Origin of the sequence: Microbacterium sp. (genome assembly GCF_047607465.1) — a bacterium.
Lineage (GTDB): Bacteria > Actinomycetota > Actinomycetes > Actinomycetales > Microbacteriaceae > Microbacterium.
The window spans coordinates 1-14,101 of sequence record NZ_JASGCY010000101.1 but is presented as its reverse complement, the minus strand read 5'-3'; the positions used below and the strand labels follow the sequence as shown (position 1 = coordinate 14,101).

Below are 14,101 nucleotides of genomic sequence, written 5' to 3'. Positions count from 1 at the left end.
CGCCCCGCCCGACCCGCCGGCCCCGCCCCGCCCGACCCGCGAGAATGGCAGCATGAACGACCTCGATCGCCTTCGCACGCTCCTCGCCGCCGACGCCCCGTTGAACTGGGTCATCACGGGCGACTCGATCACCCACGGCCTCATGCACACGCAGGGCGTGCGCAGCTATGCGGAGCATCTGCACGAGATCGTGCGCAGCGAGCGGTTCCGCGTGGACGACGTGATGGTGAACACCGCGATCAGCGGGCACCGTCTCGCGCAGATCCTCGACGATTTCGACCGCCGCGTCGCGATGTGGCGGCCCGATGTCGTCACCCTGATGATCGGCGCCAACGACTGCTCCACCGCCGGCGCCTTCCCTCCCATCGACGCCGGGGCGTTCGGCGACGCGCTCGTCCAGTTCGTCGAGCGCGTGCGCGCGACATCGGCGATCCCGGTGCTGCTCACCCCGCCATCCGTCGACGTCGTGCAGGCACCCGAGCGCGCCCGCATCGCCGAGTTCGCCGAGGCGATGCGCGTGGTGGCCGCAGCGCACGAGGTCGCGCTCGTCGATGTGCACGCCGCGTTCACCCGCATCGGCCGCGGTGGCGTGCCGACCGGCCTCATGAACGACGCGTTCCACCCGAACGCCGCCGGTCACGCGGCGATCGCGCTGGAGGCGGCGACGGCCCTCGGCCTTGATCCCGCACCCGAGCGGGCACGCACCTTCGGCCTGCTCCGCGCCCGCGTGACGGAAGCCACGCGCCTGCCCTGAGCGGTCAGCGACCCTCGTCGTGCGGCAGCGCGTGGAAGCTGCGGTCGACGTAGACGAGCGCGCGGGAGGGGCGCCCGAAGATCACCTCGAGCACCTCGGCGATCACGACCGTCGACGATCCGACCGGAACCTTCTCGATCGCCCGGCAGCGCAGCGCCACGCGGGCAGTGGGCAGATAGGGCTCGCCGGTGGGCAGCGTCTGCCAGCCCTGCTCTGCGGTGAAGCGCTCGGCGCCGCTGACCGCGAAGTTCTGCGCGACGCCCGCGTGCTCGTCGTCGATGAGGTGCACGACAAAGCTCTCCGCGTCGAGGATCGCCCCGGCGCTGCCGGTGGCCCTCGTCACGGAGAACACGATCGCCGCAGGGTCGACGGCCACAGAGGCGACGCTCGACGCGGTGAGCCCGTGCGGACCGGTCGGGCTGTCGGCGCTGATGATCGCGACCCCCGCCGGATGCTGGCGGAAGGCGGCTTTCAGCCCCTCGCCGACCTCAGTGGGGATCGGGTTCGACGGTGTGCGGTTCGTACTTGTCACGATTGCCACCGTATGCCCGTTTCCGCCCCTCGGGGTCGATTCACCGGAATGAATCATCGCCCCACGCCGCCGGTCGCACCTCGAACCCGGCGCTGCGCAGCACCTCGAACACCCCCGACCCGACGAGCCGGTCAGACTGCGCGTCGGCGACCGCGCACCACGATGAAGGCCATCCCGAGCATCAGCAGCAGCGCGGCGAGGACCGCGGCCGCGGTGAGACCCACGGGGCCGGTGACCGCGAGCGAGGTCACCGTGGTCTTCGCGGTCGCCGTGCGCGATGCGGGTTCGCCGTCTGCGGCGAGCGCGAGCCGCGACGGATCCGCTGCCGCCGTGTTCACGAGCACGACCCCGTCTGCGGTCTCGTCGTGCACCGTGACCGTGTACACGATCTCCACGGTCTCCCCGACCGCGAGCGGACCCGTCCACGTGAGCACGCCGTCGACGAGCTCCACGTCGCCTGCTGTCGCCGCCACCTCGCCGACCAGGTCGGCGTTGCGCAGCACCTGAGCGAGGTCGTCGGTGACGACGGCGGGGTTCTCCGCGGTCAGATCCGCCTGGCCGGTCCCGGTCACGGACACGGTGTACGTGACGTTCTCACCGGCGGAGACGATCTCGCGGTCGGCCTTCTTCTGCACCAGCATCGCGGGGATGCCGGTCTCCGTGACCGCGCAGGCCGGTGCCGCGCACTCCTGCGGAACGCGTGGAGCCTCATCGGTCGGCATCCCCTGGAAGGCGATGTTGCGCAGCAGGGCGTCTCCGCCTTCGGTGATCTCCACCGAGTAGCGGATGGCGACCGATTCTCCGGGCGCCAACGGCCCCGACCAGCGGTAGTCGTCGGCGCCGAGCGCGACACCCCCGCCGCCGCTCTCGATCGTCGGCTGATCCACGAACTCGGCGTCATCGAGCACACCGTGGAGCGCATCCCAGACGACCGCGGGGAACCGGCTGGTGAAGGCGCCGTCGCCGACGTTCGTCGCGGTCACCACGTATTCGACGAGATCGCCGATCTTCGGAGCATCCGGAGCACTCGCCGTCTTCTGCACCGAGAGCCTGGGCAGCAGGAGGTCGTCGCTCACGCGGGCCTCGCTCGACACCACGCCGCCGGTGCTCGAGCGCACCTCAGCGGTGTTGGTCCACCCGTCTTCGACATCGCTCTGCGTGCTCGGCAGCGTCGCCCGCACCACGATGTCGTAGACGTGCACCGCGTGCTCCCGCAGCAGCGTTCCGGCCACGACGAGCACGGTCTCATCCGTGCCATTCCACGAGTCTTCGACCTCCGCAGCCCCGTCGCGCCCGACCGCCGACTCCACGACGATCTCGGTGCCCTCCGGGAAGGAGAGCTGGTCACGCAACTCGTATCGCAACGAGACGGGCGCCGGGTTCTGCACGGACAGCGTGTAGGAGAGCAGCCATGACCCGTCGGCCTGCGGGAGCGGAGCACCGTTCTGCGTCTTCGTCACACCCGGGTCCCAGGCACGCGCGCACGCATCGGCGGTGCGTTCATCGGCACCGGCATGCAGGACGGCGAGGTTGGTCATCCCGGTGCCCGACTCGCCCTCGGCCATCGTGCAGTCTCCGGCGGCGGCGCTGCCGAGCACATCGGCGGCGTCGACCACGGCGCTCACCGCATACTCGTGACTGCCGCCCGCGGGGAGCACGACGGATTCAGCGAGCGAGGTCTCCGACTCGCCGTCCCAGCCGGATTCGACCTCCACCCCGTCGGGCGCTGTCACCGTCGGGGTGCCGTCGATCTGCATCCCGTCGCCGAGGGCGAACCGGTCCTCCAGCGAGTACTCGGTGCCGGTCGTGTTCGACGGGTTGCCGACCGTGATGACGTAGTCGACCGCCCAGGTGCCATCAGCCAGCTGCTCCTGGGAGACCACGCTCTTGTGGATCGTCGGCACCAGCACTTCGGGCAGGTCGGCGCACGCCTCGGCACCGCTGGTGCGCGACCCGACGGCCAGCTCGACCTCGTTGCGCAGACCGCCATCGCCCTGCAGCGGATCGCAGAGCGCCTCATCGCTGGATCCGGGGACGACCTTGAAGGTCACCGTCACGAGGTAGACATGACGACGCGGCGTCGCCTCGTCCTCGGCAGGGCCGATCAGCCCGGTTGCGAGCGTCGTGTCGCGCGAGCCGTCGAACTCCGGGTTCGGAGTGCCCTCATCGGAGCGGACCTCGACATCAGCGACCTCGGTTCCCGCCGGGAACTCGAATGCGTCCTCGAGCGTGTACGGCAGACCCTCCTGCGTCGACGTCGTCGAACGGTTGGTGACGGTCACCTCGTACTCGAGAGTCCACAGGCCGGTCTCGGCATCCTGAACCGGCTGGCCGACCGCGGTCTTCGTGACGCTCGGGTCGGTGATCGGCGTGCATGCCGAGGCCGTGCGCTGCACGGAGCCAGCGGTCACCGTGGCGACATTCAGGTATCCGGTTCCCGTCTCCGCCTCATCGATCCGGCAGTCCGCCGCTGCGGACTCGTCGTCGAGGGATGCCGGGTCGACGAGCACCGTGACCGTGTAGGTGTCGGATGCTCCCGCCGCAAGCGTGACGTCCTCGGAGACCGCGGTGACCGTGCTGCCATTCCAGCCGGGTGCGGTCACGGCATCCGAGCTGGAGACGACCGCCGACACGATCTGAGCGCCATCGCCGAAGTGCAGCTCGTCGTTCAAGTCGTACCGCGTCGAGTACTGCGCGTTCGGGTTGGTCACGACAACGCGGTACTCCACGTTCCAGATGCCCGTCGCCGTGTCGATCGAGGTGCTCTGCACCGTCTTCACGATCTCCGGGATCGGCTGCGGCTGCACCGGCGCGCACGCGGAGTCCTCGTCCACGACCGTGCCGCTCGAACCCGAGCGCAGCGTCGCAGTGTTGAGATACCCGCCGTCACCATCCGGCACGCAACGCAGCTCGGCGGGGTCGATCTCGCCTGCCGGAGCCTGGGCGGTGAGGGTCACCGTGTAGACCCTGGTCGCGGGCAGCGCAGCGGATGCCGCCGGAATCAGATCCGGTCCGGTCAGCAGCGTCGTCTCCGTGACGCCGTCGAAGTCCGGGTTCAGCGGCGCCCCGTCGGGCCCTCTGACGGCGACGGCGTCGACCGTCACGCCATCGGGCAGCGCGAAGGCATCGTCGAGCGAGTACCAGAGCCCGCTTGCAGGGGTGGTGCTCGGATTCGCGACGGTGATCCGGTAGGTGATGTCCCATGAGCCGTCTTCGTTCTGCACCGGATCGGCGACGGTCTTTCCGACCGTCGGCTCGATTGGCGAGGCGCAGGCGAAGTCGGGCAGCTCCTCGGCGCCGTCGACCACGAGCGCGGCCGTGTTGCCGAAGCCGCCGTTCACGCCTGCGGCGCACTCGGCAGCGGCCGTGCCCGCGATCGCGCCCGCATCAGCGACCACCGTGACGCGGTAGGTGTGCACAGCGCCACCGGGCAGTGTCACAGCGCTCGCGATCGCTCCCGTGCCGCTCCATCCCGACGCGTCGACGCCGCTCGGCGCCGACGTCACCTGGGCGCTGTGCACCGCGATCCCGGCACCGTAGCCGAGCTCGTCGGAGACGGTGTAGACCGCCGCAGCCGAGGGATCGAGGTTCGTCACGTCGATGTCGTAGACGATGGTCCACAGACCGTCCTCTCCCTGGGTGAGGGAGGCGACGCGCTTGTCGAGCACTGGCGCGAAGCCGCTCTCGACCACGGCGCACGAGTTCCCCGCGCCGTCGAAGCCGTCGACGCAGGCATCGACATCGTCGTCGAGGCCGACCGCGTTGACCAGCGCCCGGTCGCCCGATGCGCCATCGCCCACGGTCACCCGATAGGTGAGAACGACCTCGCTCCCCACTGGCAGGGCTCCCGACCAGGAGAGAATGCCAGCCTCGGGGTCGGCGACGGCATCCGCCGATCCGCCATCGACGCGTGCGCTCGCCGACCCCGCGACGAACTGCGCGTCGTCGAGCACATCGCTCAGGTCGTCGAAGAGCTCGGCGGGCTCAGCCGCGGTGAAGTCGGCTGTGCCCGTGTTGCGCAGAGTGAGCGTGTACTCGACCACATCTCCAGGGCGCACACCGGCCGCAGCGGCATCCGACGTCTTGGCCAGCGTCAGCTGACGCAGGGCGTCGACGTCCTCCGCCTCGTCTTCGATGGTGCCGGTGCCATCCGCCGGGTCGGCGGCGCTCGCGCGGGCGACGTTCGTCACCGGGCCGGCGGCAGAGTGGTGGACCCGCACGGTGACCGTGCGGGTGACCGAAGACCCGGAGGCACCGTCGGCGACGTCGCCGTCAGCGGCGGGCACTCCTGCTGCTGCGAGATCGACAGCGGGCCAGGTCACTGTGCCGCCGAGCCCTTCGGCGGATGCCCCGGAGAGAACGCCCCCGTCTGACGCGCTGACGAAGATCACGCCCTCGGGCAGCTCATCGGTGATCACGACTCCTGGGAGCGCTTCTCCGACGAGAGCGTTGACGACATCGACGGTGTAGGTGTACTCTCCGTCGGATGCGCCGACGACCGTGCGTCCGTCTGTCTTGTCCACGACGAGTCCGCCCTCTGCTGCGACCAGCAGGCACGAAGAGGCGTCGTTGTTGGTGAGATCCGGATCGTACATGTCACCGGAGATCGCCCCGTCGATGCACAGTTCGTCAAGCGCCTCCGCTGGCGTCACCGGCAGATTGAGCGCGACGGGCGTTCCCATCGCGATCGGCGCGTTCGCCGTGCAGCTGAGGGTGGTCGGACCATCCACCGGCAGGGCCGCATCGTCATCTCCGACGACCGCACAGGTCCATCCGACAGGCGTCAGCGAGTCGACCCTGAGCTCTTCGGGAATCTCGAGCTCCACCACCGACGGAGCAAGCTGTGAGCCGCCGTGGTTGCTGGCCGTGAACGGGACGAACCCAGGCCGCCCCTCCTGCAGAGGAAGACGATCGGGAACCGTGAGCTGGAGGTCGGCCTCGGCCGTTGTGGCGCATACCGCGACGGGCTCGAGCACGCCGAGGCGGTCAGAGGCGACAGCCACCGAGTTGCAGGCAACGGAATCGGCCGCAGCCCCTGCACCGACAGACGCGGTGTACTCGAAGGACACTGTCTCACCAGGGGCCAGAGCACCGTCGACCTCCGCACGAATCGCTCTCGCGCCCGTCACATCGGCCGTCCAGTCACCGCTCGTCCCCGCTCCGGTGTACACCTCGGGTCGCGGGGGCTGAGTCGAGTCGGAGTAGGTCAGTTCGAGATCACCGGACACGTTCTCGACAGCGGTGAGCCGCTCCTCGAACTCGGAGCCCCTCGGAGTGTCTGCGAGAGCGTCGCTCGTGCCGAAGTCGCCGACGAACGGCAGAACGTCGTAGCCGACGACCTCTGAGATCTGGGTGTTTCCGGTGTTCTGGATCGTCACCCTGTAACGGATGTCGGATGCCACCGTCGACACCTGCACGCTCACACCGGGGGTGCCGATCCATTCGCAGCCGTCGGGCTGGCTCGAGTCGGGCCGACATATCTGCTTGACGATGCTCAGCGCATCGGAGGACGACACCAGGATGGTTCCGGCGGCACGCGAGAACCATTCTGTCGTGTCGCCGTCGCCGTCGACGTCGGGGGCATCCTGCACCTGTGCATCGAAGGTCGCCTGCGTCGAATCCCAGAAGTGCTGGGAGTCGCCGATCCACGCGTCGTAGGCGCTCAGCGTGCCCGCGGCGACCGCGTAGGTGGGCTGGGCGACGACCGTCATCTGCGGCAGCGTGACATTGCGCCCGAAGACCGTTCCTGCAGGCCACGTCGCCACGACCGCCTGACGCTCGACACCACCGACCGTCACGGTGCGATAGGCGAACTGCACACCGTCGGGAACGGCGCCTGCGGCGAAAGCCGCGCTCCCTTCTCGCACGGTCCAACCGGCGGGTGCGATGAAGACGTACTGCGGGACGAACTCGGAGTCCTGAGGAATATTCGTGGTCGTTCCGCCGACGGTGAATGTCACCACCGAACCGGGAACAGCAAGACCACCCCCTTCGACGACGGGCGCGACCGGGACCGCAGCGTCGATCACAGGGCGAAGCGTGACGTTGGGCTGCTCTCGTAGCTTGACGCTCCGCGACACCGGCCCGAGAGTCACATCGGCGAGACTGTACCCGGGATAGCTGATCGTCCCCGATGCGGTGTTCGTCTGCACGATTCCGGTGACCGGGGTACCCGGGAGTACCTGATAGTGGAAGCGGGCATACACACGCGTGCCCAGCGAGGTCTGACTGGGGCGGATGTTGGTGGCAGCGACGTTCTGAATCGTGACGCGAGCCGAGATGATGTGGCAGCCTGCGGCGATCTGTGCCGCAGTGAGCTGCAGGTTCGTGCCGGTGAAAACAGCGGATGACGGCGCACCGGTGCCGCACTGCGTGGTGTACTCGATCGTCGCGGAAAGACTGGTCGTGATCTGGTAGACGGGCATCCCGTCGTGATCGAGGTCGTCGTCAACGATGGTGACGACGCCGGGCACGTTGCCGGCGTTGTACGCGTTGACCTCCCAGTACTTCTGGTTGGCTGCGAACGCGGTGAGCGGCTGCCCGGGTGTGCAGGTGCGCCCCCAGGCATCCTGCCCCGAAGCCGGGCAGGTCATCCCCGTCACATCCGGCGGCGCGTTGACGAGGCGCGGCGAAGTTGCGCCGGCGTCATTAGTGCTGTCCTTCGTGATGGTACCGCGCCCGAAGGGATCCCAGCACGAGACGGTCATCGCTTGCGTCTGACCCGCGGTCTTCTCTGTTTCTGCGGAGTCGACGTAGGTCACCCGCGTAGAGGCGTTGAAATTCACGTCCGCGTCGAAATTGCAGCCGTTCGCATCTGCCGCTGCAAAATTCTCGGCAGGGAAACGCACCGTCACGGTGCGAACGTTGTAGCCCCGTGATTGCGACCACTGCGTGAACCAGCTTGCGCCCCAGCCGCCGCCAGCGTTGGCCACCGGCCCGGTGTAGCTGCCCGACGTGTCATAGCCACGTGTCCAGATCACCGCATGCCGAGCGGAATCGTAGACGCCGCCGTCGGAACTGGACACGTATTCAGCTTCAGCCGGGAGCTCCTCGATGACATACCAGGCGCCTGCGGCCTGCAGGTAATCGAATCCGGCGATGCGACCGCTGCCCGCCGAGATCAGACTGCCCGAGCTCATGGCGAGACTATAGGTGAGGTTGACGTCCGGCTTGACGATAGCAGCGGCTTGACGACCCATGGCCGGACTCGGCACGACGTTCTCCCAGGTCACCGGCGCGGCCACGGCGGTGCGCGACCCGGTCGCCGTCGGGGAGGAGATCGTCGCGGTGTTCTCGAGCTGGAAGCCTCCGGGGTAGAACTGCGGCGCCCAGATGACGTTGTACGTTCCGGTGGTCGTCCAGTCGTAGACCACGAGGAAGCTGCCGCCTCTGCCAGGCTGGATGTCGCCGAGCGTGACGACCTTGCCCGTCACGTCGTTGCCGCTGATCGTTCCGCCCGCTGCCGGAGGCGTCCACGTGCTGTACCTCAGAAGAGTCTCGCGTGCGGCCGTCCAGGGGTTCTGTGCGGCGAGCCCATTCGGATCCGCCTGCGGGGGCGCGAGCTGCACCGTCGTGTTCTCGCACAGCGCCGCAACACACGAATACGTGACCCGGTAGGCGACCTTGTTGTCGTGCTGGCCGGAGCCCGCCGTCGTCTGCAGATCTCCGGTGGCGTAATCGACGGGGGTGATCGTCACCGACAGCACGCCGGAGCCCGCTGCCATCGCGGCGGACGGCACCGCCACAGGTGCGATGAGCGCGAGCAGCGCCACCAGGACCACCGCCCAACGACCGGTGCCGGGCGCACCGATCAGTCGCCGCCGCGGCTTCTCGCCCGTACGATCTCTGCGCACTGCAGACATGTGAAGATCTCCCCTCGGCCGTTCGACAACGCGAACGACCCCTCTGCGACCACAACACATGGGTCTTTAGCAGACTCACAGTCCCAGCTAAGCAAAAGAGCAGGTTCCGCGTCGATGGATGCGGCAGATTCACCCACCCTCTCACCCTCTTCGAGCGGCCGATCACCGGGGGTAGGCTCGGGCCATGACGATCGACCTCGAAGCGCTCTACATCGACCTGCACCAGCATCCCGAGCTGTCCTTCCAGGAGACGCGCACCGCGGGCATCGCGGCGGAGCACCTGCGCGATCTGGGCCTCGAGGTCGAAGAGGGCGTCGGCGTCACCGGCGTCGTCGGCGTGCTCGCGAACGGCGACGGCCCCGTGGTCTGGCTGCGCGCGGACATGGACGCACTGCCCGTTGCCGAGCAGACCGGGCTCCCCTACGCGAGCACGGTGACCGGCGTCGACCCGGCGGGAAACACCGTGCCGGTGATGCACGCCTGCGGCCACGACATGCACGTGACCGCGATGATCGGCGCCGTCGAGCGACTGGTCGCCGCTCGGGCAGAATGGTCGGGCACGGCGGTGGTGCTCATCCAGCCGGCCGAGGAGTACGGTGCGGGCGCGCGGGCGATGCTGGATGCCGGCATCCTCAGCCGGTACCCGAAACCCGACATCGTGCTCGGCCAGCACGTCACCCCGTTGCCGGCCGGCGTGATCGGCGTGCGCAGCGGCACCCAGATGGCCGCGTCCGACGGCCTCACCGTCACCCTGCACGGACGCGGCGGGCACGGCTCGCGCCCGCACGCCACGATCGACCCGGTCGTGATGGCCGCGGCCACCGTGATGCGCCTGCAGACCATCGCGTCGCGCGAAGTCGACCCGCGCGACGTCGCCGTCGTCACCGTCGGCTCCATCCACGCCGGCCTCAAGAACAACATCATCCCCGCCGAGGCGACGCTCGAGCTCAGCCTGCGCTATCCGAACGACGAGATGCGCGAAAGGGTGCTCGCGAGCGTCGAGCGCATCGTGCGGGCGGAGGCCGCGGCATCCGGCGCCGAGCGCGAACCCGAGATCCGCACCGACCACACCCTGCCTCCCACCATCAACGACGCGGAGGCCACGGCGCGCGTGTCCGCCGCGCTGCGGCGCGTCCTGGGCGAGACGTCGGTCATCGATCCCGGCATGTTCACCGGCAGCGAGGACGTGTCCTGGTTCGCCCGCGACGCCGACGTGCCGCTCGTGTTCTGGTTCTGGGGCGGTCTCGACCCGGCGAAGTACGCGGCAGCCGTCGCGGCCGGCACGGTGAACAGCGACATCCCCACCAACCACTCCCCCTTCTTCGCCCCGGAGATCCACCCGACCATCGAGGTGGGCGTCACGGCGCTCGAGACGGCGGCCAGGGAGTTCCTGGGGTAATGTCGATGACCGCTCGGATCGGAGAGGGGAGGAGCATGTGACCACCACGGCGGACTCCCGCAACGGGACCATTCGCCCGCTGAACCACGGCCTGCCCCGCCTCGCGCCCGGAACGATCACGCGTACCCGGCTGGCGGAGTGGATGCAGGAGCATTCCTCCTGCCCGCTCCGGGTGATCCGTGCCGCCACGGGCGCGGGGAAGACGTCCTCACTCTCGGCCTGGGCGCGCACGCGCTCGTCCTCGGAGCCGCTGGTATGGGTCACTCTCGATGAGGGTTCCGTCCGACGGAAGGTTTTCTGGCCCCTGCTTCTGAGCCTCCTCCAGGAGGCCGGGCTCCCCGGTGTCCCGGTCCTTCCCTCCGGCATCGCCGTCAGCCCCCCTGACCTGATACGGCTGACGCGGATGCTGGCGACCGTCGAAGATCCGGTGATCGTCGTGGTCGACCGCGCGGAGCTCGCCGTCGGCACAGCGCTGGCGGTAGATCTGAACCGCCTGCTGAACAGCGAGAGCGCCGTCCGGGTGGTCTTGTCCGCGCGTCCGGCCGACGACGACGGCTGCATTCTCGAGCAGCATCCGCGGCTCCCTGATGACGCCCTCCTCTTCGATCTCGATGAGATCGAAGAGCTCGCCGACGCCGCCGATCTGCAGCTCTCCCGATCGGATGCGCAAGAGCTGCTGCACCTCACCCGAGGATGGCCCCTCGCCGTGCGCGCCGAGCTCGATGCCAGAGCCCGTCCCGACGATGACGCCCCTTCGCCGCATCTCGCCCGCGCACTCGCGCCGCTGCGCGCGCTCCCGGTCTACCCCGAGTTGCTCTCGCTGTCGATCGGCGACGTCATCGAACCGGCAATCGCCCGCCATCAGGGCTTCTCTGCGCAGACGCTGGACACGATCGAATCCTTCACCGCGCAGGGGCTGGCCTGGTGGCTCGACAACGAGCGCAGCGCTCTCCAACTGCAGCCGGCGCTGCGCACCATGCTGAGAGAAGAGCTGAACGCCGCACCCGCCGACCAGCGCCGGCTCGCCCTGAGGCTGCTCGCCGACCGGCACAGCCTCAGCGGAGACCACGGGTCCGCCTTCCTCGCGGCAGCGGACGCGGCGGACTGGGATCGCGCCGCGCGGTTCTACCGTCGCCGACTCCTGCAGGTCACCGATCGCTCGGCGCAGATCGCCAGGCGCCTGCAGACGATCCCCGCGATCATTCGGCGACGGCATCCGATCCTGCAGCTCGGACACGCCCTCAGCCTGTACAGCGAGGGCCAGCGCGTGCGTGCCCTCGCCGCCTTCAGCGCGCTGCTCGGCGCCGCGGAGAGCCGGCGCCTCACCGAGTCCCGTCCGGTCAGTGCAGACGACCTGTGGATCCAGGGGGCGGTCGTGCTCGCGCTGCGTCTGATCGGCCGCTACGATCTCGCGCTCACTGCGGTTCGTCGCTTCGTCGCCATGCTCGGGCGCGTCGAAGACGAACGGGACGAGATCGAGGAGGCGATGTCCCATTTCCTCAGCTACGGCGCCCTCACGCACCTCGACGTGGATGATCCGGATGCTGCGCTCGCCCTCCTGGACGAAGCAGGCATCGAGGTGCTGCCCGACCGCCCCGCAATCGAGCGGGCCCGTGTCTTCGGGATGCGCGCGCTCGTGGCGGCCTGGCGCGGAGATGGCCCTGCCGCCTCCCGCGATCTGGAGGCTGCGTGGTCTCTGGAACTGCCAGAGGATTTCGAACGCAGCTATACGGCGATCACGCTCCTGATGGCGAAGGCGCAGGTGCTGCTCGATCATGGCGAGGCGCGCGAGGCACGCACGGTGCTCTCCCTCGCCGAACCCCACCTGCCGACGACGGAGCATTGGGCCCACCTCCTGATCCTCCATGTGCACGCCACCTGGCAATCGAGCGGAGCGGCGGCGGCTTTGGCCGCTCTCGACGACGGCGAACGCAGGCATCAGCGATCTTTTCCGGAGAGCCCCGCGTTGTCCAGTGCTCTGATCGCCCTGCGAATCGACCTTCTGATCGCTCTCGGCCGTCATGAGGCAGCCAGCGACGCCCTCGCCAGCTCGCCCCATCGACGTTCGCGAGCGATCACGGCATCCAGGGCGCGGCTCCTCCTCACGACGGGCGAGACACAGCGAGCGGCCTCCCTCGTGACGTCGGCGTTGGAGCACGCACGCAGCCCTCGGCAGCGCCTTGCCCTCTCGGCGATCGCCGCCGCCTGCGCACTGCGGAGGGGGGATCGCGAGGCGGCAGGAGAGCTGTGGAGGGTCAGCACGGAGATCGCTAGGGAGCACGGGCTGCTCACCGGTCTCGCCGGCATCCCGCACAGAGACCTCTCCGAGCTCCTCGCCGGGGACCCGGAGCTCCTGCGGCTCCTGGAAGGACTGGAACTGTTCCCTCTCGATAGCGCACACGGCATCCTGCTCACCAACCGCGAACGCAGGGTGCTGGCAGAGCTCGCACATGGCCGCAGCAGTGCGGATGCCGCGAAGGCGCTGAGCGTCTCCGAGAACACGGTGAAGACCCAGATCCGGTCGATCTACCGCAAGCTCGGCGTGCGGAGCCGACGAGAGGCGATCGAGGCCGCCCGCCATCTCCGACTGCTCTGACGCGCTGCCCGCGCGATCAGGCGGGCGCCGTCAGACCCGCATCACGGGCGGCTCGAGCGCGCGCTGGGGCACGCCGTGCGCCTCGCGGTGCAGCCGCTCCATGCGGAGATCCAGCTCGGCGGCCGCCTCGGCCGCGTCGGCCAGGCTTTCGACGAGGTGCGCTGGCACCCGGTTGGAGAACTTGTAGTAGATCTTGTGCTCGAGGCTGGCCCAGAAGTCCATGGCGATGGTGCGGAACTGCACCTCGACCGGCACCGAGAGGGCGCCGGTCGACAGGAAGACGGGCACCTCGATGATCGCGTGCAGACTCTTGTAGCCGTTGGGCTTGGGGTTCTTGATGTAGTCCTTCACGACGCGCACGGTGATGTCGTCCTGGGCGGTGAGCAGGTCGAAGAGACGGTAGACGTCGGCGATGAAGCTGCAGGTCACGCGAACGCCGGCGATATCGGTGATCTCGGCGCGGATGCGGTCGAAGTCGGGGTCCTCGATGCCCTTGCGGGCGGCCTTCTCCACGATGCTGTCGGGCGCCTTCACGCGGCTCTTCACGTGCTCGATGGGGTTGTACGCGTGGTGGTGGGTGAACTCGTCGCGCAGGATCGAGATCTTCGTCTCGACCTCACGCATGCCGAACTCGTATTCGTGCAAGAACCTCTGGAACCGGTCGCGCAGCTCTCTCGCCTCGCTGATCGCGCTCTCGTCCGCAGAAATGGAGCTCATCCCCCGACGCTATCCATCGGTGATCGGAAACTGCTGAGACGGAGGGACGGATGCTCGGATCGCGGCCGATGCCGCGCGACCCGCTGCGCGCTTGGTTCCGGTCGCGATCCGTGCCGCTCCGGCTGCTGCGCCCTCGGTTCCGGTCGCGATCCGTGTCGCTCTGGCGATGTTTTAGCGGCACGAAGTGCGACCGGAGCGGGGGAGGCGGACGCCGAAGCAGCACCAATCGCGACCGGAACGG

General features: G+C 68.9%; 6 protein-coding genes. 3 read left to right on the top strand and 3 right to left on the bottom strand.

Annotated features, from left to right (window positions below):
• Positions 1–52 precede the first annotated feature (52 nt).
• The gene (locus tag QM568_RS14395) at positions 53–754 is read left to right on the top strand and encodes an SGNH/GDSL hydrolase family protein (RefSeq protein ID WP_415139866.1); all 702 of its coding nucleotides are present in this window, start codon (positions 53–55) and stop codon (positions 752–754) included.
• 4 nt (positions 755–758) lie between these two features.
• Here QM568_RS14395 and QM568_RS14390 read toward each other — a convergent pair whose 3' ends face one another.
• Entirely contained in the window at positions 759–1,286 is a 528-nt protein-coding gene (locus QM568_RS14390; RefSeq protein ID WP_415139865.1) for a flavin reductase family protein, read from the bottom strand.
• A gap of 131 nt (positions 1,287–1,417) precedes the next feature.
• Positions 1,418–9,148 (bottom strand): hypothetical protein, encoded by a 7,731-nt coding sequence (locus QM568_RS14385; RefSeq protein ID WP_415139864.1) that lies wholly within the window; start codon positions 9,146–9,148, stop codon positions 1,418–1,420.
• A gap of 184 nt (positions 9,149–9,332) precedes the next feature.
• Between QM568_RS14385 and QM568_RS14380 the strand changes: the two genes are divergently transcribed.
• Positions 9,333–10,547 carry an amidohydrolase gene (locus tag QM568_RS14380; RefSeq protein WP_415139863.1) on the top strand — a complete coding sequence of 405 codons (1,215 nt, stop codon included), beginning with the start codon at positions 9,333–9,335 and terminating at the stop codon, positions 10,545–10,547.
• A 403-nt stretch (positions 10,548–10,950) separates the two neighbouring features.
• Positions 10,951–13,143 carry a LuxR C-terminal-related transcriptional regulator gene (locus tag QM568_RS14375; protein ID WP_415139862.1) on the top strand — a complete coding sequence of 731 codons (2,193 nt, stop codon included), beginning with the start codon at positions 10,951–10,953 and terminating at the stop codon, positions 13,141–13,143.
• A gap of 30 nt (positions 13,144–13,173) precedes the next feature.
• Here QM568_RS14375 and QM568_RS14370 read toward each other — a convergent pair whose 3' ends face one another.
• On the bottom strand, positions 13,174–13,860 hold the full coding sequence (locus QM568_RS14370) for a GTP pyrophosphokinase (RefSeq protein ID WP_415139861.1): 687 nt from the start codon (positions 13,858–13,860) through the stop codon (positions 13,174–13,176).
• Positions 13,861–14,101: the final 241 nt, after the last annotated feature.